Origin of the sequence: Streptomyces sp. NPDC000151, from assembly GCF_040301705.1 — a bacterium.
GTDB lineage: Bacteria > Actinomycetota > Actinomycetes > Streptomycetales > Streptomycetaceae > Streptomyces.
On the sequence record NZ_JBEPFC010000058.1, the window covers coordinates 18,520 to 40,949 of the forward strand.

Consider the following 22,430-nt stretch of genomic DNA (forward strand, 5'->3'; position numbering starts at 1 on the left):
GTGTCCAGAACGCGGGTGAGCATCTGGTGGGGGGCGGCTCCACCGTTGCCGCCCATGACCGCTCGCCGGGTACGGCGGCCCCGGCGCACCGCACGCCATCGGCGGTTCCGCCCGTGTGAACCGACCCGCCGGCCGGCAGCACCCGCGCGCGTGCTCCGGTTGCGCCGTCACCTGCGCCACTGCCGCGGGACAACGGGGGAACCGTGGATCGAGCACGCCTAACTCCATGCGTAATGGATTGAAGATCATCAAGACGTTACGGCAGGCCTCCGCCATGCCGCAACGCCTGGGCGTGGCCCCTCACGTGACGGTTGGTTCATGGCGGAGGCGAGACCACTGCAGATGCCGACCGGATGTTCAGGGCGTGTCCGGGTGCGGTCGGCGGATGCCCGGTGGCGAGCGTGTTCCGCCCACCGCCGGGGCCCGCGCGGCTTCTGTGCTCGCCGCTTGGGCCGGCCGGCCGGGCCTCTGCGTGAGGTCTGGCGCCTGGCTGTCGCGCACTGGATGCAGTTCGCCGCCGCTCAGCGACGCCGGCCTGCCGCCTGGACGTCCTAGTAGCTCCTCCCCAAGGCCTTGACGGCCAGGGAGGTGCCTCGCCGTCGGGCCCGTGCACGATGGGCTCGTAGCCAAGGCCTTGACGGCCAGGGATACCCCCATCGAGATCGAGGACCTTCCGGCGCCTTGCGGTCGCACGCATCAGACGACGTGCGCTGATCCGGCCGGGGTTTAGGCACCCGCCCTCACTCCGTACGGTCCGCCTCCCGTCCCAGCGTGATGCCGCGGACGCCGTCCAGTTGGGCCAGGCGTTCGACCAGTTCGTGTGGGGAGGCGATGCCCTCCAGGCGGAGCAGTACTTCGTTGGCGACCCGGTCCGCTTCTTCCGGCGCGGTCTCGACCTGTACGTCGGTCACCTGGAAGCCGCTGCCGGTGCACAGCTCCAGCATCCGGCCGAGCAGGCCGTGCTGGGAGCGGTAGGCGAGTCGGAGTTCGAAGCGTTCCAGGGACGGGGCCATCGACATCCGGTCGGTGATCTTGGGGAAGCCGCGGACGACGAGGAAGTGCACGGCCGTCGAGGCGAGCGCGAGCAGCGGCAGCCCGCCGCCGCAGGCCATGCCGATGGCGCAGGTCAGCCAGATGGTCGCGGCCGTGGTCAGGCCGCGTACGGCGTCCTTCTTCACGAAGATCAGGCCGCCGCCGATGAAGCCGATGCCGGAGACGACCTGCGCGGCGACCCGGGACGGGTCGAGGCCGATGCCGTTCAGTCCCGTGACGGCCCCGAAGCCGTGGATCGACACCTCCATGAAGAGCGCGCTGCCGACGCCCACGAGGGTGTGGGTACGCAGCCCGGCGCTCTTCTGCCGCGCCTCGCGTTCCAGCCCGATGAGGGAGGACAGCAGCAGCGCTATGGCCAGCTCGGTGATCTGGCGCCAGCCCTGGCCGGTGGCGGGGTCGAACAGTGCGGCGGCGAGGTGCGAGTACGGCATCCGGCCATTGTCATCGCTGTCCCCGCGCGGGCAAGGGAGGCGGGTGGCCGAGCCTCGGGAAGGCCCCTCGGGGAGGCCCCTTCGGGCGCCGCCCCGAAAGCCTTCAGGAGGGGCTTGTGGAAACTGGAACACGTTCTTAACATCACGAGTGTTACAGCATTGGTGTCACAAGCTGGGGGCGCGATGGCGCAGACAGGGAACGGCCCGCTGAGCGGAGTGCGCGTGGTGGAACTCGCCGGTATCGGGCCGGGCCCGTTCGCCGCGATGCTCCTCGCCGACCTCGGCGCCGACGTCGTACGCGTGGACCGCCCCGGCGGCTCCGGCATCGGCATCGACCCGGCGCACGACCTCACCAACCGCGGCAAGCGCTCGGTGCTGGTCGACCTGAAGGCCCCGGAGGGACCGGGTCAGGTCCTCGACCTGGCCGCGCGCGCCGACGTGCTGATCGAGGGGTACCGGCCGGGCGTCGCCGAGCGGCTGGGCGTCGGCCCGGAGCCGTGTCTGGCCCGCAACCCCCGGCTGGTCTACGGGCGGATGACCGGCTGGGGCCAGGACGGCCCGCTCGCCGACACCGCGGGCCACGACATCGGGTACATCGCGCTCACCGGCGCGCTCGGCATGACCGGCACCGCGGACGGACCGCCCGTCGCCCCCGCCAACCTCCTCGGCGACTACGCCGGCGGCTCGCTCTACCTCGTCATCGGCGTCCTCGCCGCGCTCCAGCACGCGCGCACCGAAGGCGGGCGCGGCCAGGTCGTGGACGCCGCGATCGTCGACGGCACGGCCCACCTCACCACCATGATCCGCGGAATGCTGGAGGCGGGCGCCTGGCAGGACCGGCGCGCCGCCAACCTCCTGGACGGCGGGGCGCCCTTCTACGGCACGTACGAGACGCTCGACGGCGGCCACATGGCCGTCGGCGCCCTGGAGCAGCGGTTCTACGCCGAGTTCCTGCGGCTGCTCGGCCTGGCGGACGACGTGCCTCCGCGGGAGGACTTCGCCCGGTGGGGCGCGCTGCGTACGGCCATCGCCGACCGGTTCCGTACCCGCACCCGCGAGGAGTGGACGGCCGTCTTCGACGGGTCCGACGCGTGCGTGGCGCCCGTGCTGTCGCTGCGCGAGGCGCCGGACCACCCCCATCTCGCGGCCCGCGGCACCTTCGTCGAACACGCCGGTGTCACCCAGCCCGCGCCCGCGCCGCGCTTCTCGCGCACGCCCGGCGCGGTGCGCGGCGGCCCCGCCCTGCCCGGCGCGGACACCGAAGCGGTGGCCCGCGACTGGGACGTCCCCGCCCTGACCACCACCGCACGTCCCGAGGACGGCACCGAGGAAGGCCCACGATGACCCAGCCCGCACAGCTGCCGCGCCAGATCTTCACCGAGGACCACGACGCCTTCCGCGAGACCGTGCGCACCTTCCTCACCAAGGAGGTCGCGCCGCACTACGAGCAGTGGGAGCGGGACGGCATCGTCAGCCGGGACGCCTGGCGCGCGGCCGGCCGCCAGGGCCTGCTGGGCCTGGCGGTGCCGGAGGAGTACGGCGGCGGGGGCAACGCCGACTTCCGCTACTCCGCCGTGCTGGCCGAGGAGTTCACCCGGGCCGGCGCCGCGGGCCTGGCCGTCGGGCTGCACAACGACATCATCGGCCCGTACCTCACCACGCTGGCCACCGAGGAGCAGAAGCGGCGCTGGCTGCCCGGCTTCTGCAGCGGCGAGATCATCACCGCCATCGCCATGACCGAGCCGGGCGCCGGCTCCGATCTGCAGGGCATCAGAACGACCGCCGAGGACCGTGGCGACCACTGGATACTGAACGGCTCCAAGACCTTCATCTCCAACGGCATCCTCGCCGACCTCGTCGTCGTGGTGGCGAAGACGACGCCGGAAGGCGGCGCGCATGGGTTGAGCCTGCTGGTCGTCGAGCGCGGCATGGAGGGCTTCGAGCGGGGCCGCAACCTCGACAAGATCGGCCAGAAGGCCCAGGACACCGCCGAGCTGTTCTTCAACGACGTGCGCGTGCCCAAGGAGAATCTGCTCGGCGAGCTGAACGGCGCCTTCATCCACCTGATGACCAACCTCGCGCAGGAGCGGATGGGCATCGCGGTGGCCGGCATCGCCGCGGCCGAGCACCTGCTGGAGATCACCACGCAGTACGTCAAGGAGCGCGAGGCGTTCGGGCGGCCGCTCGCCAAGCTCCAGCACATCCGGTTCGAGATCGCCGAGATGGCCACCGAGTGTGCCGTCACCCGCACTTTCCTGGACCGCTGCATTGTCGACCACTCGGCCGGGCAACTGGATGCCGTACACGCCTCGATGGCCAAGTGGTGGGCCACCGAGCTGCAGAAGCGGGTGGCCGACCGCTGTCTGCAACTGCACGGCGGATACGGCTACATGAACGAGTACCGCGTGGCCAAGGCGTTCACCGACGGCCGCATCCAGACGATCTACGGCGGCACCACCGAGATCATGAAGGAGATCATCGGCCGCTCGCTGCTCGGCTGACGCCACGTCCGGCAGGACCGGCGCACGGAAAGACCCAGGGCTCACCCTCACCCCTTTGAAAGGCTGCACACCGTGACTTCCGAAGCGTACGTATACGACGCGATCCGCACCCCGCGCGGCCGCGGCAAGGCCGTCGGCGCGCTGCACGGCACCAAGCCGATCGACCTGGTCGTCGGCCTGATCCACGAGGTACGCCGGCGCTTCCCCGACCTCGACCCGGCGGCCGTCGACGACATCGTGCTCGGCGTCGTCGGCCCCGTCGGCGACCAGGGCTCCGACATCGCCCGCATCGCGGCCATCGCCGCCGGGCTGCCCGACACCGTCGCCGGCGTACAGGAGAACCGCTTCTGCGCCTCCGGCCTCGAAGCCGTCAACATGGCCGCCGCCAAGGTCCGCTCCGGCTGGGAGGACCTGGTGCTGGCCGGCGGCGTGGAGTCGATGTCGCGCGTACCGATGGCCTCGGACGGCGGCGCCTGGTTCAACGACCCGATGACCAACTTCGACACCAACTTCGTCCCCCAGGGCATCGGCGCCGACCTGATCGCCACGATCGAGGGCTACTCCCGCCGCGACGTGGACGAGTTCGCCGCGCTGTCCCAGGAGCGGGCCGCCGCGGCCTGGAAGGACGGCCGCTTCAAGCGCTCCGTCGTCCCGGTCACCGACCGCAACGGCCTGACCGTCCTCGACCACGACGAGCACATGCGCCCCGGCACGACCGCCGACTCGCTCGCCTCCCTCAAGCCCTCCTTCGCCGGCATCGGCGACATGGGCGGCTTTGACGCGGTGGCGCTGCAGAAGTACCACTGGATCGAGCAGATCGACCATGTGCACCACGCGGGCAACTCCTCCGGAATCGTGGACGGCGCCGCGCTGGTCGCCATCGGCTCCAAGGAGGTCGGCGAGCGGTACGGCCTGACCCCGCGCGCCCGGATCGTCTCCGCGGCGGTCTCCGGCTCCGAGCCGACCATCATGCTCACCGGCCCGGCACCCGCCACCCGCAAGGCGCTCGCCAAGGCCGGGCTGACCATCGACGACATCGACCTGGTCGAGATCAACGAGGCGTTCGCCGCCGTCGTGCTGCGCTTCGTGAAGGACATGGGCCTGAGCCTGGACAAGGTCAACGTCAACGGCGGCGCCATCGCCATGGGCCACCCGCTCGGCGCCACCGGCGCGATGATCCTCGGCACCCTCATCGACGAGCTGGAGCGCCAGGACAAGCGCTACGGCCTGGCCACCCTCTGCGTCGGCGGCGGCATGGGCGTCGCCACCGTCATCGAGCGCCTCTGACCGTCCGTCCCGACCCCTTACGGAGAACGCACCATGAGTGAAGCCAGCACCATCCGCTGGGAGCAGGACGAGACCGGCGTCGTCACCCTCGTCCTCGACGACCCGAACCAGTCGGCGAACACGATGAACGACGCCTTCAAGACCTCCCTCGCCGCGGTCGCCGACCGCCTGGAGGCCGAACGGGACACCGTACGCGGCATCGTCTTCACCTCCGCCAAGAAGACCTTCTTCGCCGGCGGCGACCTGCGCGACCTGATCGCCGTCACGCCCGACAAGGCCCAGCAGGCATTCGAGGCGGGCCAGGGCATCAAGCGCGACCTGCGCCGCATCGAGACGCTCGGCAAGCCCGTCGTCGCGGCGATCAACGGCGCGGCGCTGGGCGGCGGTTACGAGATCGCGCTCGCCTGCCACCACCGCGTCGCGCTCGACACGCCCGGCACCAAGATCGGCCTGCCCGAGGTCACCCTCGGCCTGCTCCCGGCCGGCGGCGGCGTCACCCGTACGGTACGGCTGCTCGGCATCGCCGACGCGCTGCTGAAGGTCCTCCTCCAGGGGACCCAGTACAACGCCACGCGCGCGAAGGACAACGGGCTGATCCACGAGGTCGCCGAGACCCCCGAGGACCTGCTCGCCAAGGCGCACGCGTTCATCGACGCGCACCCCGAGTCCCAGCAGCCCTGGGACGTCAAGGGGTACAGGATCCCCGGCGGCACGCCCGCGAACCCCAAGTTCGCGGCCAACCTCCCGGCGTTCCCCGCCAACCTCAAGAAGCAGCTGAACGGCGCGCCGTACCCGGCCCCGCGCAACATCCTCGCGGCCGCCGTCGAGGGCTCCCAGGTCGACTTCGAGACCGCGCAGGCCATCGAGGCGCGGTACTTCGTCGAGCTGGCCACCGGCCAGATCTCCAAGAACATGATCCAGGCGTTCTTCTTCGACCTCCAGGCCGTCAACTCCGGGGCCAACCGCCCGAAGGGCATCGAGGAGCGCAAGGTCACCAAGGTCGCCGTGCTCGGCGCGGGCATGATGGGCGCGGGCATCGCGTACAGCTGCGCCCGAGCCGGCGTCCAGGTCGTCCTGAAGGACGTCACCCAGGAGGCGGCGGAGAAGGGCAAGGCGTACAGCGAGGGCCTGCTCGCCAAGGCGCTCGCCAAGGGCCGCACGACCGAGCAGAAGCGCGACGAACTGCTGGCCCGCATCACGCCGACCGCCGACCCGCAGGACCTCGCGGGCTGTGACGCCGTCATCGAGGCGGTGTTCGAGGACACCGCGCTCAAGCACAAGGTGTTCCAGGAGATCGAGGGCATCGTCGCGCCCGACGCGCTGCTGTGCTCCAACACCTCCACCCTGCCGATCACCGGCCTCGCCGAAGGCGTCCAGCGCAAGGCGGACTTCATCGGCCTGCACTTCTTCTCGCCGGTCGACAAGATGCCGCTGGTGGAGATCATCAAGGGGGAGCGGACCGGCGACGAGGCGCTGGCGCGCGCCTTCGACCTGGTACGCCAGATCCGCAAGACCCCCATCGTGGTCAACGACAGCCGCGGCTTCTTCACCTCCCGCGTCATCGGCCACTTCATCAACGAGGGCGTGGCGATGGTCGCCGAGGGCGTCGACCCGGCCTCCGTCGAGCAGGCGGCGGGCCAGGCCGGCTACCCGGCCAAGGTGCTCTCCCTGATGGACGAGCTGACCCTGACCCTGCCGCGGAAGATCCGCAACGAGACCCGCAAGGCGATCGAGGAGGCCGGCGGCAGCTGGGCGCCGCACCCCGCGGACGCGCTCATCGACCGCATGGTCGACGAGTTCGGGCGGCCGGGGCGCAGCGGGGGCGCGGGCTTCTACGAGTACGGCGAGGACGGCAAGCGTGCCGGGCTGTGGCCGGGGCTGCGCGAGCACTACACGAAGCCGGACGCGGAGATCCCGTTCAGGGACATGCAGGAGCGGATGCTCTTCTCCGAGGCGCTGGACACCGTGCGCCTCTTCGAAGAGGGCGTGCTCACCTCGGTCGCCGACGCCAACATCGGCTCCATCTTCGGCATCGGCTTCCCCGGCTGGACCGGCGGCGTGATGCAGTACATCAACGGTTACGAGGGCGGCGTCGCCGGCTTCGTGGCCCGCGCCAAGGAGCTCCAGGCGGCGTACGGCGAGCGCTTCGCGCCGTCGAAGCTGCTCCTGGAGAAGGCCGAGAAGGGCGAGACCTTCAAGGACTGAGCACCGACGGCGTACGGGGCGGGCCCGCGCGGCCCGCCCCTCTCGCGCTCACCGTCCGCCGAACCACTCCCGCAGTTCGTCCTTCATCGACCTTTGAAAAGCAGTCACCAGCGCCTGCACGACCAGCGGCTGCATGTCGGCGGAGAGGGACTTGCGCCGGGCCACCTCGGCGGCGTCCGGCCCGCCGTTCTCCTGTGCGGCGCCCACCTCGTCCCTGAACAGCCGGCTCAGTTCCCGGGCCGCCGAGCGGGTGTGCTCCAGTACGACCGTACGGGCCGCGAGGATGGTCTCCAGCGCGATCGGCACGTCCAGCAGCCGCACGCCCAGCTGGAGCAGCCCCGGATCCACCTGGAAGACGCCCGCGTCCTCCGTGCGCACCAGCACGCTCATCGCGGCCAGCCGGTCCAGGTCCTGCTCGGTCAGCGACCGGCCCACCCGCCGCTCCAGCTGCGCGAGCGTCTGCTCCTCGGCCCGGTCCGGGAGCCAGCCGGCGACGAGGGCGCGGTGAATGGCCAGGTCCTGGGGGCTGACGTCGGGCGGCAGCTGCTCCAAGTACCGTTCGATCGCCGACAGCGTCATGCCCTGGTGCTGCAGTTCCTCGATGAGCGCGAGCCGCGAGAGGTGATCGGGGCCGTACCTGCCGACGCGGCGCGGGCCGATCTCCGGCGGCGGGAGCAGCCCGCGGGTGCTGTAGAACCGGATCGTACGGACCGTGACACCGGCCCGGGCGGCCAGCTCGTCGACGGTCAGGCTCAGGTCGGCAGTGGACTCGGCGGACTCGGCGGGCTCCCTCATGTTGGACAGTATTGCTGTCTCACCACCGATGTCACCACCGATCTCGCCACTGATGTCCTCACTTGCGCCGTCCTCGTCGTCGCCACTCTCGCGAGTGAGGGAGCGCCGACCACCTTCCGGCCCGCTGTCCCCGTCAGTAGCATCCACTGTTCGTACAGAGCTCTCGGGGGATACATGCTCGAACTCAGCGACGACCCGTTCACCGTCCGAGTACTGGTGGTCGGGCCGTCCGGATCAGGCAAGACCGTCTACCTCTCCAGCCTCTTCAAGCGCCTGCAAGTGCAGAGCAGCGCCGCGATCTTCCTGGAGTGCGCGCAGGCGCAGCGCGTCGAGCTGCTGGGCATCCACCGCCAGGTGCGGGGCCCCGGGGAGTGGCCCGCCTCGACGCGGGTGAACGACGACCGCGAGTACACCTTCGACTGCAAGACCCGGCGGAACGCCACGAACCACTCGGTGCTGCGCATCAAGTACCTGGACTACGCGGGCGAGCTGCTCACCGAGGCCACCCAGGACGACGCCGCCTCGCGGGCCCAGGAGCAGCTGACCGAGCGGCTGGTGGCGGCCGACACGGTGCTGTGCCTGCTGGACGGGCAGTACGTACGCGAGCTGCTGCGGGGCACCAACGAGGGCCTGGACCACTTCCACCACGAAATGTCGATGATCTTCGGGCTGCTGCAGTCCGCGGAGAAGCCGGTGCACTTCGTGATCACCAAGTGGGACCTGCTCGCCGGATACGCCGGTACGGAGGCGGAGTCGCTGGCCGCCGTCCAGGAGGCGCTGTGCGGCATAGAGGAGTTCGCGCACCTCGTGGGGAACGTCGCGATGGCGGGGAACGAGTACGCGCCCGCCGTCCGGCTGCTGCCCGTCAGCTCGGTGGGCCCCGATTACGCGACGCTGGAGCCGGACGGCCGGATGCGCAAGCACCCGGGCGCGCTGCCGCACCCCCAGTACGTCGAGATCCCGTTCCTCGCGATCCTGCCCGACATCTTCTCCTCGATCCTCGGCCGGCTGGACGAGGCCACCCGCCGCCAGCTCATCCGCGAGATCCAGCGCAGCACCGCGCTCACCGCCGCCGAGCGGATCAAGTGGCTGAGCGGCACCCTCAGCACCCGGCTCAGCAAGGCCATCAGCGGCGTCCTGGGCGCCGTGGTGGGCGGCAAGAAGCTCGACAAGGTGAGCGAGGCCGCGGTGGAGATGTTCGCCAGCCGGCTCACGGAGCAGGGCGAGCGCAAGATGGGCCTGCGCGAACAGGAGCTGGGCCAGGTCGACCGGCTCACCGAGGAGGCGGCCTCCGCGCGGCGGATCGCGATGGACCGCATGAACGCCGAGCTGGCCTCCTTCGTGGCCAAGATGCCCGCCTCCGTGCTGCGCGACGGCGAGGCGTCGTGAGCCGCAGGGGGGTACGGGAGGCCGGCTGCTGGCCCTTCCTGGTGGCGCGCGGCCGGGTGGTGGGCCAGCGGACGCTGCTCGTGCCGCGCTTCCTGGGCGAGCGCAACCTCTCCGGGGTGCTGCGCGACGCGATCACCGGCGGCCTGACGCAGACGGGGGAGAGCCGGCACGCGGAGGCGCCGCTGCCGGGCGGCGGGCGCATCGGACTCTCGTACCGCATCGTCCAGGCGTCGCCGCCCGGCTCCGATGGCGTGGTGCTGCGCGACCGCAGCGGCCGGCCCATCGAGCTCGCGTACGGCGTGGTCGTCAGCGAGGGGTCGCGGGCGCGGGTGTCCGTGACGGACGCCGACCTGCCGGGGCTGCGCCCGATGGTGCTGGACATCTTCGCGCGCTTCCTGGAGGACGAGCGGGCGTTCCGGCCCGCGGTCTCCGCGCGGGTTCCGGTGACGGCGCTGGCCGCGGGGACCGTGCCGGTACCGGAGCCAGGGCAGCCGGCGGTACCGGCGCCCGCCACGAAGGGCGCGTCGGCCGCCTCGGCAGGGCCCGGGGAGGCGATGCCGGGACCCCGGGCGGACGAGGGGCCGCAGCAGGGCGACGGGGTCCCCGAGGATCGCCCCGGCCTGGTCGGGCGGCTCGTGGCGCTGCTCAGGGGGCCCGGCGGCGGGCTGTGGGCGTTCGTACTGCTGGCCGGCTGGCCGCTGGCCGCGGTACTGGCGCTGGTACTGATCCTCAAGGACTGAGGAAGACCGCCGACTACCAGCGATCAGGCACATGATCGATCTCGTCCATGTGATCTCTTTCACAGACGGATGTCCGTACTTCGGGGAAGGTGTGCGGTCGGCCCGACTCGCGCGATCCGCAGCAGCCGGCCGTCGCTCCACCGCCCTCCCGAAAGCGAGATGACGCACCTGTGAGCACGCACACCGTCCAGGAAGACGCCTACCGGCCGCCGGACGGGGGGAACGGTAACGCCCCGCACGACGCTGGCGATGCCGGATACAGCAAGGGCCTCAAGGCCCGCCACATCAACATGATCGCCATCGGCGGCGCGATCGGCACCGGCCTCTTCCTCGGCGCCGGCGGCCGGCTGGCCGCCGCGGGCCCCGCGCTCGCCATCGCCTACGCGATCTGCGGCCTCTTCGCCTTCTTCGTCGTCCGCGCGCTGGGCGAGATGGTGCTGCACCGCCCCTCCTCCGGCTCCTTCGTCTCCTACGCCCGTGAGTTCCTGGGCGAGAAGGGCGCCTACGTGGCGGGCTGGATGTACGTCGTGAACTGGTCGACCACCGGTATCGCCGACATCACCGCCATCGCGCTCTACACGCACTACTGGAGCATGTTCACCGACGTGCCCCAGTGGGCGATGGCGCTGATCGCGCTCGCGGTCGTGCTGGCCGTGAACCTCATCTCGGTGAAGATCTTCGGTGAGCTGGAGTTCTGGTTCGCGATCATCAAGGTCGCCGCGCTGGTGATCTTCATGCTGATCGGCATCTTCCTGCTCGCCACCCAGCACCCGGTGAGCGGCCACACGCCGGGACTCGACCTGATCAGCGACAACGGCGGGCTCTTCCCGACCGGCCTGCTCCCGGTCGTGGTCGTCCTCCAGGGCGTCGTCTTCGCGTACTCCGCCGTCGAGATGGTCGGCGTCACCGCGGGCGAGACCAGCGAGCCGCACAAGGTCGTCCCGAAGGCCGTCAACTCGATCATGTGGCGGGTCGGCATCTTCTACGTCGGTTCCGTCGTGCTGCTGACGCTGCTGATGCCGTGGGACAAGTACACCGCAGGCCAGAGCCCCTTCGTCACCGTGCTCTCCAACGTCGGCGTGCCGGCCGCCGGCGACGTGATGAACCTCGTCGTGCTCACCGCCGCCATGTCCAGCCTCAACTCCGGCCTGTACTCCACGGGGCGCATCCTGCGCTCGATGTCGGCGGCCGGTTCCGCGCCGAAGTTCGTCGGCCGGATGAACCGCCACCAGGTGCCGTACGGCGGCATCCTGCTCACCTCGGCGGTCTGTGTGCTGGGCGTCGTGCTGAACTACGTGGTGCCGGGCAAGGCGTTCGAGATCGTGATCAACATCGCGGCGCTCGGCGTCATCAGCACCTGGGTCGTGATCATGATCTGCCACATGGTGTTCGTCCGCCGCACCAAGGAGGGCGTCCTGGAGCGCCCGAAGTTCCGGCTGCCGGGCACGCCGGTCACCGACCTCGTCACCATCGCGTTCCTGCTCGGCGTCATCGTCCTGATGTGGTTCGACAACGGCGTCGGCCGGGACACGGTCATGCTGGCCCCGGTGATCGCCGTGGCCCTGGTCGCGGGCTGGTTCGTGGTCCGCGGCCGGGTGAACCGCCTCGCCGCGGAACGAGCCGCCACCGGCGGCGCGGACGGCCTGGAGGGCCCGCCCGCACCGAAGGTCCCGGGACCGCGCCGCTGACGAGCCCAGCGATCGGGCTCAGCGGCCGGGCTCAGCCCGCTGTCACCGGGTAGTGGTCGGAAAGGTTCGTGTACGTGTAGTCCTTGCCGCCGCTGGTGACCGTCCAGGGCGGGCACTCCTCCTTGACGACCTCGTTCCGCCAGTCGGTGGGGCGGGCGTGGCCGGCGCGGTGCAGGACGTAGTCCAGGTCCTCGCGGGGGTCGGTGGGGTACCGGTCCCTGGCGATGGAGTTCTCCTGGGTGTCGAAGTAGTACGGGTGTCCGGTGCGGGCGTCGGCGGCCGCGAGGCCGGCGGCGTCCAGCATCGCCCCGTACTCCGTGCTCCGTGAGTCGACGTTGAAGTCGCCCGCCACCATGACCTGCTCATCGGCCGGGATGTGCTTGGCGTCGAGGAAGGCGTCCAGTTCCTTGAACTGCTTCGCGCGAATCGCGGCGGCCTCGCCCGCCGCGCAGCCGGGGTCGGTGGACTGCGTGTGGGTGCCGACGACGTGCACCTTCGTGCCGTTCACGTTCAGTACGGCGTAGACGAAGCCCTTGTTGGAGTAGGAGTCGGAGCCGCAGGCGTCCTTGTAGACGTACTGCTCCTTGCGTACCACCGGCCACTTGCTGAGCAGGGTGACGCCGCCGTCCTCCGGGGTGAGCGAGGAGTACGCGCCTCCGGTGGCGTCCCAGCCGTCCTTGCCGCGGCCGACCACCGGGGTCTGGTACGGATACGCGGCGGCGGCGTTCGCCTTCAGGGCGTCGGAGGAGGAGTTGTCGAACGCCTCCTGGAGCACGACGACGTCCTGGCCGCGGAAGAAGTCCGCCGCCGGTATCTCCTTCGCCCGGTGGTCCTGGCCCCAGTTGGGGTAGAGCGTCTTGCTGAACAGGAATGTGTTGTACGTGAGGACCTTGAGCGCGGGGGTGTTCGCGGCGGAAGCGTTGGCCGCTGTGAGGAGCGGCGACGAGGCGACAGCTATCGCGGTGGCGAGGACGGCGGCGCGCATGCGTCGCGGCGTGGAGTGCGGCACTGAATCTCCCTGTGGGGTGGGGGGTTGATCCGGCGCCGCACATCCAATCAGCCGCGATTACCTTCTGGTAACCGCCAGTTGGCGGGAAGATTTACTCCGGCCGGTGCCCGTCGTGCGTGTGGACGTCGCCGTGCGCGTGCACGTCGTTCGTCGCGGCGATCTTCTTCCAGGACTTCGGCTGTGCCGCCGGGGCCTTGCCGGCCGCGATCGTGGCGCCCTGCGCGGCCGGGGCCGACGGCTTGGTGGGCTGGTACAGCCAGGTGTCGAAGAAGGCGGCGAGCGGCTTGCCAGACTTCTCCTCGGCGAACTTCACGAAGTCGGCGACCGAGGCGTTGCCGTACTTGTTCTCGGTCGGCCAGGACTTCAGGAGTGCGAAGAAGGTCTTGTCGCCGAGCTTGTTGCGCAGCGCCTGGAGGGCCAGCGCGCCCCGGTCGTAGACCGCGATGTCGAACTGGTTCTCCGCGCCCGGGTCGCCCGGCTTCACCGTCCAGAAGGCGTCGTCGGCCGGGTGCTGGGCGTAGACGTAGTCCGCCAGCTCCTGCGCGGTGCCCTCGCCCTCCTTCTCCGACCACAGCCACTGGCTGTAGCGCGCGAAGCCCTCGTTGACCCAGATGTCCTTCCAGTCCTTCAGCGAGACGCTGTCGCCGTACCACTGGTGCGCCAGCTCGTGCACGACGACCGAGACGTTGGTGCCCGCGTCGAACGCCTTCTTGCCGTAGAACGGGCGGGTCTGGGTCTCCAGCGCGTAACCGGCCGGGACGTTCGGGACGTAGCCGCCGAGCGCGTTGAACGGGTACGGGCCGAAGACGCCCTCCAGCCACTCCGCGACCTCGGTGGTGCGCTCGATGCTGGACTTCGCCGCGCCCTCGTTGCTGCCCAGGTCCTTGCTGACGGCGTTGATGACCGGCAGGCCGTTCGCCGTGGTGTCCTTGGTGATGTCGAACTTGCCGACCGCGAGCGTGGTCAGATACGTCGCCTGCGGCTTGTCCGAGCGCCAGTTGTAGCGCGTCCAGCCGAGCTTGGAGGACTGCGAGAGCAGCACGCCGTTGCTGAGCGCCTGGGTGCCGTCCGGCACGGCCACCGAGATGTCGTACGTGGCCTTGTCGGTGGGGTGGTCGTTGCTCGGGTACCACCAGACCGCCGAGTCCGGCTCCTGCGCGACCACGCCGCCATCGGGGGTGCGCGCCCAGGCCGTGAAGCCGTCGATCTTCAGCTCGGACGGCTTGCCCGCGTAACGGACGACGACGCTGATGTCCTTGCCCTTGGGCAGCGGCGCGTCCGGCGTCACCTCCAGCTCGTGCTTGCCGGACGCCTTGAAGGCCGCCTTCCTGCCGTTGACGCGAACCTCGCTGACCTTCAGGCCGAAGTCGAGGTTGAAGCGCGAGAGGTCCTGCGTGGTCTTCGCGAGGAGGGTCGCGGTGCCCTCCAGCAGGTCCGTCTTCGGCTGGTACTTCAGGCGCAGGTCGTAGTGGGAGACGTCGTACCCGCCGTTGCCGCTCTCGGGGTAGTAGGAGTCACCCACGCCCGGCGCGCCGGGGGAGTAGTCGGCAGCCGATGCCGGGATCGCCAGCAGCAGGCTGAGCGCGGCGGCGCCCGGCACGAGGAGTCTGTGACGCACGAGTCCTCCAACTCGTCGGAGAGGCCGGTCGGTTCCGGCCTTCGTGGGGGGTGGTGCCGACCCTGGTCGGGGTCGCTCCCGACCCTATGTACTCGCGCGTCCCACGTCAGGTGCATGGCCATATCTGACACATGACCGACATCATGCCGTCATGGTCACTTCCCTGCCTGCTACGTAGGGAAGTCCTGTCTATTGAAGGCTTGTCTTGGGCACGCCGACGATCAGGTGAATGGGTGTGCACGCACCGCACCGCAGGATGTACTCCTGGCTTTGGCGCAGCATCATCCTGTGGAGAGAGCCATGTACATCCGTAGCACCATGACCGCCTGCGGCCTCGCCGCCGCGGCGATCGCCGGCGGAGCCGGCAGCGCCGTCGCGATCGGCGACGGCCCGACCAGCCTCAGCGGCAACGGCGCGCAGTCCGCGTTCGGCAACTCGACGACCCACGGAAAACTGAGCGCGCAGTTCGGGGCGGTCCAGGGCACGCTGAACGCGCTGTGCCTCGGGGTGCCGGCGAAGGCCAATGTCGGATCGCTGGTGGGCATCCTGGTGCCGGTCACGGTCCAGGACGTCAACGTCCTCGCCTCCCCGCAGAACCAGCAGTGCGCCGACAACTCCGGCCAGTCCTCCGGCACCGATCAGTAAGCCATTTCCGTTCGGACACAGACTCTTACGTCGCCCCGGGAGCCCGCGCTACGGTCCCGCGGGTGACCATACGCACGCGGCTGGGCCGCATACCGTGGCAGGCGTTCGTCGTGGCGGCCACCGCCGCCCTGCTGGCCGTCCTGCTCCCACCCGCCGACAGCGCGCGGGCCACTACCGGTGAGACGCGGGCCGTCACCGGTGAGAGCAGACCCGTGTACTCCTACGACCGCGCCATCCGCGAGTCGGTATGGGTGGACACGAAGATCGACGGCGACTCGGACGGCAGGACCGACCGGGTCGCCGTCGACATCGTCCGGCCCCGCGAACCCGCGCAGCAGGGCCGCCGCATACCCGTGATCATGGACGCGAGTCCGTACTACTCCTGCTGCGGCCGCGGCAACGAGAGCCAGAAGAAGACCTACGGCGCCGACGGCCGCCCCGTGCAGTTCCCGCTCTTCTACGACAACTACTTCGTGCCGCGCGGCTATGCGACGGTCCTGGTCGACCTGGCCGGCACCAACCGCTCCGACGGCTGCGTGGACGTCGGCGGCCGCTCCGACGTGCAGTCCGCCAAGGCCGTCGTGGACTGGCTGGCCGGGCGGGCCCGCGCGTACGACGCCCGTACCGGCGGGAAACGGGTCACCGCCGACTGGTCCAACGGCAGGACCGGCATGATCGGCAAGAGTTACGACGGCACGGTGGCCAACGGCGTCGCCGCCACCGGTGTGCCGAACCTCAAGACCATCGTGCCCATCGGCGCCATCTCCTCCTGGTACGACTACTACTTCTCCCAGGGCGCGCCGCTCTACGACTCCGGCCCCGAGTGGCTGTCGGACTACGTCGAGAGCCCCGCGGCCCGCGACCGCTGCGCCGCCGTCCAGAAGCAGCTCGTGGACGGCGCGCCGCGCAACGGTGACTGGACGGACCTGTGGTCCGCGCGCGACTACGTGAAGGACGCGCGCAAGGTGAAGGCCAGCGTCTTCGTGGTGCACGGCATGCAGGACCTCAATGTCCGCACCAAGCACTTCGGGCAGTGGTGGGACGCGCTGGCGAAGCACGGGGTGGAGCGCAAGATCTGGCTCTCGCAGACCGGGCACGTCGATCCGTTCGACTTCCGGCGCGAGGACTGGGTTCCCGCCCTGCACCGGTGGTTCGATCACTACCTGATGGGTTACGAGAACGGCGTCGACCGCGCCCCGATGGCCGACATCGAGCGGGCGCCGGGGGAGTGGTCGACGGACCGCGTCTGGCCCGCGCCCGGCACGGCCGCCCGGACCACCCTGCGCCCCGGTACGGGCGACGCGCCCGGTGTCGGCGTGCTCGGCAGCCGGCCGGCCCCGTCCGGCGCGACCGAGACCTTCACCGACGACCCGAAGCTGAGCGAGACCGACTGGGCGGCGCACGCCGACCAGCCGACCGCGGAGAAGGCCGCGTTCAGCACCGCGCCGCTGGCGGCACCGCTGCGCCTGTCCGGCTCCGGCAAGGTCACCGTGACCGCCACCCCGTCCACCGCCACCGCCCACCTGTCGGCCGTACTGGTCGACCTCGGCCCCGCCACCATCCGCGACTACGCGGGCCAGGGCGAAGGCATCACCACGCTGGACCGGCGCACCTGCTGGGGCGCGAGCCGGGACGGCGACAGCGCCTGCTTCAAGGAGACCGCGCCCGACACCGAGAAAGTGCAGCAGACCGTCTTCAGCCGCGGCTGGGCCGATCTGGGCACGTACGCCGACCCGCACAAGGGCCGTCCGCTGACGCCCGGAAAGCCGTACACGATCACCCTGGACCTGGCCGCCACCGACCATGTCGTGCCCGCCGGGCACCGCCTCGCGCTGATCGTCGGCGGCACGGACGCCGGGCTCATCGACCCGCCGTCCACCCGCCCGACGCTCACCCTCGACCTGTCCCGCACCAAGGCCGAACTGCCGCTGACGGGCGCCGCGCACGCCCTCTCCGGTACGCCGAAGGCCCCGCACACCGGGGCAGGGCCGCTCGCCGGACTGGACGCGCCGCGCCTCGGCCGGCCCGTGCCGGACGCCCGCTGACCACCGGGCCGGGGCCGCATCGTACGCATGTGGCCCCGGCCCGGAGCACCCTGTCCGCTCCACCTATGGGAGGCACCGCTTCGTGAGGTACAGATTCCGCGCCGCGCTCCTCGGCGCCGTCACCACCGCGCTCACCACGGCCTTCCTGGCCGGTCCCGCCCCGGCAGCGGCCGCGGCCACCGCGCACGACGGCCCCCGTACCGGCTTCGAGACCAGCGACGGCCCTCGTACCGGCTTCGAGACCAGCGACGGCGCGCGCTGGACCACCCAGCCCGAGGAGCAGGAGTTCCTCGCCCGCGTCGACCGGGACAGCGCGCGCACGCGCGTCGACCGCATCGGCTCGACGAAACAGGGACGCCCGCTCCAGCTCGTCCGCATCGGCGCCGCACAGCCGCCCACCGCCGACCGTGTACGCCGCGGCAACTCCGTCCTGCTGATCTGCTCCCAGCACGGCAACGAGCCCTCCGGGCGCGAGGCGTGCCTGTCCACGGTACGAAACCTCGCCTACGCCACCGACGCGGCCACCCGCCGCTTCCTGGAGCACACCAGCGTCCTCGTCCTCCCGACCGCCAACCCCGAGGGCCGGGCCGCGAACACCCGCGGCAACTCCGACGGCGTGGACATCAACCGCGACCACCTCGCCCTGAAGACCGCCGAGGCCCGCACGATGGCCACGGTATTCCGCGACTACCGCCCCGACACGATCTATGACCTGCACGAGTACGGAGCCACCCCGCCGTACTACGACAAGGACCTGCTGTCCCTGTGGCCGCGCAGCCTCAACACCCCGGACGCGGTGCACGAGGAGGCCGGCACGCTCTCCGAGCGATACGTACGCCCCACCGTGCAGGACAGCGGCTTCAGTACCGGCATCTACGGCATCTGGACCGATCCGGAGACCGGCGAGCCCGTCAAGCAGGTGGCGGGCGACGGACAGGAGCGCATCCTGCGCAACACGGCAGGCGTGAAGAACTCCGTCGGGCTGCTCGTCGAGACCCGTACGACGCCGCTCACCCAGGCCGAGAAGGACGATCCGGCCGTGAACAACCGGCGCCGGGTGAGCTCCCAGCTCGCCGGGCTCAAGGGCGCGTTCGCCTTCCTCGGGGAGCGCCGTGGCCGGATCGAGGCGGCCACCACCGCGGCGCGGCTGGCAGGCTACGCGGACCGCGGGCCCGTCTACTTCGGCGGCGCCGACAACGACCCGGCGACGGACGAGCAGACCCTCCAGGACCCGCCGTGCGGTTACCGGCTGGACGAGAAGAGCTATGCGGAGGTCGGTGACGAACTCGCGCTGCACGGCATACGGGTCGAGCGTGACGGCGACGGCGCCCTCGTCCGGCTGCGCCAGCCCCTGCGCGCGCTGGTGCCCCTGCTGCTCGACGCACGATCCGCAGATCACCTTACGGACGCGAAGCCGTCAACCGGGTGTTGAACTGTGGTAGGGGGTAATGGCCAGGAGAAATCCAGCCCATCGAAAGGTCACCACGTGACGGACAGAGAGAACGAAACGGAGGGCGGGAGCGGGCCAACGGCCCCGATCGATCTGCCCTCGGAGGCGCAACGTGCCCTGCCCGCCCGGACCGACCGCACGGTCTTCGGCGTCACGGCACTGCTCACCCTGGCCTTCATCGTCTGGGGAGCGACCTCCACCAAGTCACTCGAGAACGCGTCGAGCACGATGCTCGACTGGGTCATCAAGAACGGCGGCTGGGCCTTCGTCCTGGCCGCGTCCGCTTTTGTGATCTTCGCGATCTGGCTGGCGATCAGCAAGTACGGACGCATCACGCTCGGAGCGGAGGGCGAGCGGCCCGAGTTCCGTACGGTCTCCTGGATCGCGATGATGTTCAGCGCCGGTATGGGCATCGGCCTGATGTTCTACGGCGTGAGCGAGCCGCTGGGGCACTTCAGCACCCCGCCGCCGGGCACCCACCCCGATGACGCCGCGCAGGCCATGGACACGGCGATGGCCACCACGCTGTTCCACTGGACGCTGCACCCGTGGGCGATCTACGCGGTGGTCGGGCTCGGCATCGCGTACAGCACCTTCCGGCGGGGCCGCAGGCAGACGATAAGTGCCGTCTTCACACCGCTGATCGGGGCCCGGCGGGCCAACGGAGCGGGCGGCCGGGTCATCGACATCCTCGCGATCTTCGCGACGCTCTTCGGCTCGGCCGCCTCGCTGGGTCTGGGGGCGCTGCAGATCGGTAGCGGTATCAAGGTGCTCGGCTGGAAGGACAGCGTCAGCACGACCCTGCTGGTCACCATCATCACCGTGCTGACGGTCGCGTTCATCCTCTCCGCGGTCTCCGGCATCGCCAAGGGCATCCAGTGGCTGTCCAACATCAACATGGTGCTGGCGCTGATCCTGGCCGTCTTCGTCTTCATCGCGGGGCCGACCATCCTCATCCTGAACATGGTGCCCACCAGCGTCGCCACCTTCTTCGACGAACTGCCGCAGCTGGCCGGCCGTACGGGCGCCAGCAGCGGTGCGGGCGTCGACGCCTGGCTGCGCAGCTGGACGGTCTTCTACTGGGCGTGGTGGATCTCCTGGACGCCCTTCGTGGGCATGTTCATCGCGCGCATCAGCCGGGGCCGCACGATCCGTCAGTTCGTCGGCGGCGTCATCCTGGTGCCCAGCGTCGTGAGCCTCATCTGGTTCGCGATCTTCGGCGAGTCCGCGATGTTCCTGAAGGAGCACAAGCAGCTGTCGGACACCTCCTCCGTGGAGGGCCAGCTCTTCGATGTGCTGCACCAGTACCCGGTCGCCACTCTCATGAGCGTGCTTGTCATGATCCTGGTCGGCATCTTCTTCGTGTCCGGTGCGGACGCCGCGTCCATCGTGATGGGCACCCTGTCCCAGAAGGGAACGATGGAGCCCACCCGGCCCGTCGTCATCTTCTGGGGCGTGGTCACCGGAGCGGTCGCCGCGATCATGCTGCTCATCGGCGGCGGCAGCGGTGACGCCCTCACGGGCCTGCAGAACCTCACGATCCTGGTCGCCGCGCCGTTCACCCTGGTCATGATCATGATGTGTTGGGCGCTGCTGAAGGACCTGCGGAGCGATCCGCTCATCGTCCGCGGCCAGATCGGCGAGGAGGTCATCGAGGCCGCGGTCGTGGCCGGACACGAGAAGTACGAGGGCGACTTCGAGATCCGGATCGGGCCGGCCACCGGCGGCTCGGCGAAGGAGACGACGGTCGTCAGCGACACGGACGGCCCTGCTCCGGCGGGTACGGGGAAGGACTGATCAGCGACTGATCCCCGACTGATCCACGGGCGCGTCATCGGAGCGGAGGGCCGTTGTGCCCTCCGCTCCCGCGTGTTCGGACGCGCTCAGGCCGCCGCCTCCAGCAGCCGGAGCACCTCGTCGGCGCAGCCCCACGCCACCGTGACGCCCGCGCCGCCGTGCCCGTAGTTGTGCACGCACAGCCTGCCGCCGGGCAGCCGCTCGGCCTCCAGGCGCACCGCGGGCCGGGCCGGGCGCAGCCCCACCCGCTGCGCGAGGATCCGCGCGTCGGCCAGCCCGGGGTGGATGCGGGCACAGCGCTCCACGATCGCCTCGGCGACCGCCGGATCCGGCTCGGTGGACCACGCGCCCTCCACGGCGGTGCCGCCGAGCACCACGCCGTACGGCTGCGGCAGCACGTACGTCGTGACGTCCGTGTGGCCGTCGGCGGCGACGAACCACTCCTCGATGCCCGGGTTCTCCACGATCACCACCTGGCCCTGCACCGGGTGTACTGACGGGTCGGGCACCAGGTCGCGGGCGCCCAGGCCCGAGCAGTTCACCACCGCGCCGGCCTCCCGGGCCAGCGCGTCCAGGGAGTCGGCCGGGCGCCGCTCCACGGTGCCGCCCGCCGCGGCCAGCCGCCGCTCCAGGTAGGCGAGGTGCGTCGGCATGTCCACCAACGGGGTGCGGGCCCGCAGGCCCAGAGGTATCCCGGCGGGCAGCTCTTCAGGGCGCGCGGCGCGCAGCCCCGGTACGGCGTCCCGCCAGCGGTCCGGGACCGACGCCGCCGCCATCGTGCCCGCCACCATCCGTACGCCCGCGCCCTCGGTCTCCGCGAGGCCCGCCAGCGCTTCGTAGCCGCGCACCGACCACTCGACCGCTGCCTCCTCCGGGAGGATGCGGTACGGCCAGCACAGCCCGCCCGCCACGGAGGACGTCGTACCGGCGCCCTGGTCCCGGCTGACCACCCGGACCGCGCGGCCGGTCTCGGCGAGCTGGACGGCGCAGGTCAGGCCGGTGACACCGGCTCCCACCACGATCACATCGTTCGTCATGCGAGGACCGTATCGAGGACCGTATCCGGAGTCTCTTCGGTGGTTTGTGATCTTGACTTAACCCTCCGGCAGCGACCCGGACAATCCCGGCACTTAGGCTGGTACCAGCAGACCGTCGGCCGACGACGCCCCACGGACCGTCCGTACTCGTACGCAGCGCAGACCCCTACGCACCGTCCCGCATCCGTACGCAGCCGACTCAAGGAGGCTCATGCCCCGCGCCGTACCCGTCTGGCTCGCCCACCCCTTCCAGTGGCAGCGGCTGCCCGTGCCGTGGCCGGCGGTGGTCAGAGGGGCGCTGTGCGCCGGGCCGCTGCTGGGCGCGGGCATCGCCACCGGACACCCGGCAGCCGGCGTCCTCGCGGGCCTGGGCGCGATGCTCGCGGGCGTCAACGACCGGCCCGGCACCCGGCGCAGGGGCGTCGTGCACATCGGGCTGCCCGCGCTGGCCGTCGCCCTGGGCATGTTCGCCGGCGCCTCGCTCGCGGACGTCGGCTGGTGGCTGGTGCTCGCCCTCTTCGGCATCGGATTCGTCTCCGGCGCCGGCAGCGTCGCCGGACCCGTGCGCTCCACCGCCGGGATGCAGATGCTGGCCGCCGCGATCCTCGGCGCCGGCATGCCGCTGCCGCAGCTCGAGCCGTGGACCAAGGGCCTGCTGACGCTGGCCGGCGCGGGCTGGCTGCTCCTGCTGCGGCTGGTGCTGCGCTCGCCGCGGCCCCCGGGCGGCTCGCTCAGCGGCG

At 70.8% G+C, this 22,430-nt stretch carries 16 protein-coding genes and 1 pseudogene; 12 read left to right on the forward strand and 5 right to left on the reverse strand.

The window, feature by feature from the left end; translation table 11 throughout:
• Positions 1 to 740: 740 nt before the first annotated feature.
• Positions 741 to 1,484, reverse strand: a complete 744-nt coding sequence (locus ABT381_RS18115; RefSeq protein ID WP_351594813.1) for an MgtC/SapB family protein — start codon at positions 1,482 to 1,484, stop codon at positions 741 to 743.
• Between the two features lie 183 nt (positions 1,485 to 1,667).
• On the opposite strand from ABT381_RS18115, the gene ABT381_RS18120 reads away from it, so the two are divergent.
• From ABT381_RS18120 to ABT381_RS18135, 4 genes are all read left to right on the forward strand, one after another.
• Positions 1,668 to 2,828, forward strand: coding sequence for a CaiB/BaiF CoA transferase family protein (locus tag ABT381_RS18120; RefSeq protein ID WP_351594816.1), 1,161 nt, complete (start codon positions 1,668 to 1,670; stop codon positions 2,826 to 2,828).
• 14 nt (positions 2,829 to 2,842) lie between these two features.
• Positions 2,843 to 3,985, forward strand: coding sequence for an acyl-CoA dehydrogenase family protein (locus ABT381_RS18125; RefSeq protein ID WP_351594842.1), 1,143 nt, complete (start codon positions 2,843 to 2,845; stop codon positions 3,983 to 3,985).
• Positions 3,986 to 4,057: 72 nt separating this feature from the next.
• Positions 4,058 to 5,272 (forward strand): acetyl-CoA C-acetyltransferase, encoded by a 1,215-nt coding sequence (locus ABT381_RS18130; protein WP_351594818.1) that lies wholly within the window; start codon positions 4,058 to 4,060, stop codon positions 5,270 to 5,272.
• A gap of 33 nt (positions 5,273 to 5,305) precedes the next feature.
• Positions 5,306 to 7,477: a 3-hydroxyacyl-CoA dehydrogenase NAD-binding domain-containing protein gene (locus tag ABT381_RS18135; protein WP_351594821.1), complete on the forward strand. Its 2,172-nt coding sequence runs from the start codon at positions 5,306 to 5,308 to the stop codon at positions 7,475 to 7,477.
• Between the two features lie 48 nt (positions 7,478 to 7,525).
• Here ABT381_RS18135 and ABT381_RS18140 read toward each other — a convergent pair whose 3' ends face one another.
• On the reverse strand, positions 7,526 to 8,272 hold the full coding sequence (locus tag ABT381_RS18140) for a MerR family transcriptional regulator (RefSeq protein ID WP_351594823.1): 747 nt from the start codon (positions 8,270 to 8,272) through the stop codon (positions 7,526 to 7,528).
• A 174-nt stretch (positions 8,273 to 8,446) separates the two neighbouring features.
• Here ABT381_RS18140 and ABT381_RS18145 point away from each other — a divergent pair, with 174 nt between their 5' ends.
• From ABT381_RS18145 to ABT381_RS18155, 3 genes are all read left to right on the forward strand, one after another.
• The gene (locus ABT381_RS18145; protein WP_351594826.1) at positions 8,447 to 9,661 is read left to right on the forward strand and encodes a TRAFAC clade GTPase domain-containing protein; all 1,215 of its coding nucleotides are present in this window, start codon (positions 8,447 to 8,449) and stop codon (positions 9,659 to 9,661) included.
• Complete coding sequence (locus ABT381_RS18150; protein ID WP_351594828.1) at positions 9,658 to 10,401, forward strand: hypothetical protein; 744 nt, start codon at positions 9,658 to 9,660, stop codon at positions 10,399 to 10,401. The genes ABT381_RS18145 and ABT381_RS18150 overlap by 4 nt, the downstream gene beginning before the upstream one ends.
• 290 nt (positions 10,402 to 10,691) lie before the next feature.
• Positions 10,692 to 12,089 (forward strand): amino acid permease, encoded by a 1,398-nt coding sequence (locus tag ABT381_RS18155; protein ID WP_351594845.1) that lies wholly within the window; start codon positions 10,692 to 10,694, stop codon positions 12,087 to 12,089.
• Positions 12,090 to 12,120: 31 nt separating this feature from the next.
• On the opposite strand, the gene sph is transcribed toward ABT381_RS18155, so the two are convergent.
• Positions 12,121 to 13,098, reverse strand: a complete 978-nt coding sequence (gene sph / locus ABT381_RS18160; RefSeq protein WP_351594831.1) for a sphingomyelin phosphodiesterase — start codon at positions 13,096 to 13,098, stop codon at positions 12,121 to 12,123.
• A 91-nt stretch (positions 13,099 to 13,189) separates the two neighbouring features.
• Entirely contained in the window at positions 13,190 to 14,716 is a 1,527-nt protein-coding gene (locus ABT381_RS18165) for a M1 family metallopeptidase (RefSeq protein ID WP_351594833.1), read from the reverse strand.
• 300 nt (positions 14,717 to 15,016) lie between these two features.
• Between ABT381_RS18165 and ABT381_RS18170 the strand changes: the two genes are divergently transcribed.
• The 4 genes from ABT381_RS18170 (at position 15,017) to ABT381_RS18185 (ending at position 20,653) form a co-directional block, all read left to right on the forward strand.
• A complete protein-coding gene (locus ABT381_RS18170; RefSeq protein ID WP_467754423.1) occupies positions 15,017 to 15,361 on the forward strand; it encodes a rodlin in 345 nt (114 codons plus the stop codon).
• Between the two features lie 68 nt (positions 15,362 to 15,429).
• Complete coding sequence (locus tag ABT381_RS18175) at positions 15,430 to 17,406, forward strand: Xaa-Pro dipeptidyl-peptidase (protein ID WP_467754441.1); 1,977 nt, start codon at positions 15,430 to 15,432, stop codon at positions 17,404 to 17,406.
• A gap of 82 nt (positions 17,407 to 17,488) precedes the next feature.
• Positions 17,489 to 18,838 (forward strand): M14 family metallopeptidase, encoded by a 1,350-nt coding sequence (locus tag ABT381_RS18180; RefSeq protein ID WP_351594836.1) that lies wholly within the window; start codon positions 17,489 to 17,491, stop codon positions 18,836 to 18,838.
• 54 nt (positions 18,839 to 18,892) lie between these two features.
• The gene (locus ABT381_RS18185) at positions 18,893 to 20,653 is read left to right on the forward strand and encodes a BCCT family transporter (protein WP_467754424.1); all 1,761 of its coding nucleotides are present in this window, start codon (positions 18,893 to 18,895) and stop codon (positions 20,651 to 20,653) included.
• Positions 20,654 to 20,739: 86 nt separating this feature from the next.
• Here the strand turns inward: ABT381_RS18185 and ABT381_RS18190 are convergent, their stop codons facing one another.
• Positions 20,740 to 21,690 carry an FAD-dependent oxidoreductase gene (locus tag ABT381_RS18190; protein ID WP_351594839.1) on the reverse strand — a complete coding sequence of 317 codons (951 nt, stop codon included), beginning with the start codon at positions 21,688 to 21,690 and terminating at the stop codon, positions 20,740 to 20,742.
• Between the two features lie 211 nt (positions 21,691 to 21,901).
• On the opposite strand from ABT381_RS18190, the pseudogene ABT381_RS18195 reads away from it, so the two are divergent.
• Positions 21,902 to 22,430, forward strand: a pseudogene (locus tag ABT381_RS18195) (FUSC family protein); the annotation flags it as partial.

What these genes read in the sequence shown, in the direction of transcription:
- ABT381_RS18115 (WP_351594813.1), bottom strand. Translation starts at nt 1,484, where the DNA reads ATGCCGTACTCGCACCTCGCCGCCGCACTGTTCGACCCCGCCACCGGC.
- ABT381_RS18120 (WP_351594816.1), top strand. Translation starts at nt 1,668, where the DNA reads ATGGCGCAGACAGGGAACGGCCCGCTGAGCGGAGTGCGCGTGGTGGAA.
- ABT381_RS18135 (WP_351594821.1), top strand. Translation starts at nt 5,306, where the DNA reads ATGAGTGAAGCCAGCACCATCCGCTGGGAGCAGGACGAGACCGGCGTC.
- ABT381_RS18140 (WP_351594823.1), bottom strand. Translation starts at nt 8,272, where the DNA reads ATGAGGGAGCCCGCCGAGTCCGCCGAGTCCACTGCCGACCTGAGCCTG.
- ABT381_RS18145 (WP_351594826.1), top strand. Translation starts at nt 8,447, where the DNA reads ATGCTCGAACTCAGCGACGACCCGTTCACCGTCCGAGTACTGGTGGTC.
- ABT381_RS18155 (WP_351594845.1), top strand. Translation starts at nt 10,692, where the DNA reads ATGATCGCCATCGGCGGCGCGATCGGCACCGGCCTCTTCCTCGGCGCC.
- ABT381_RS18170 (WP_467754423.1), top strand. Translation starts at nt 15,017, where the DNA reads ATGTACATCCGTAGCACCATGACCGCCTGCGGCCTCGCCGCCGCGGCG.
- ABT381_RS18190 (WP_351594839.1), bottom strand. Translation starts at nt 21,690, where the DNA reads ATGACGAACGATGTGATCGTGGTGGGAGCCGGTGTCACCGGCCTGACC.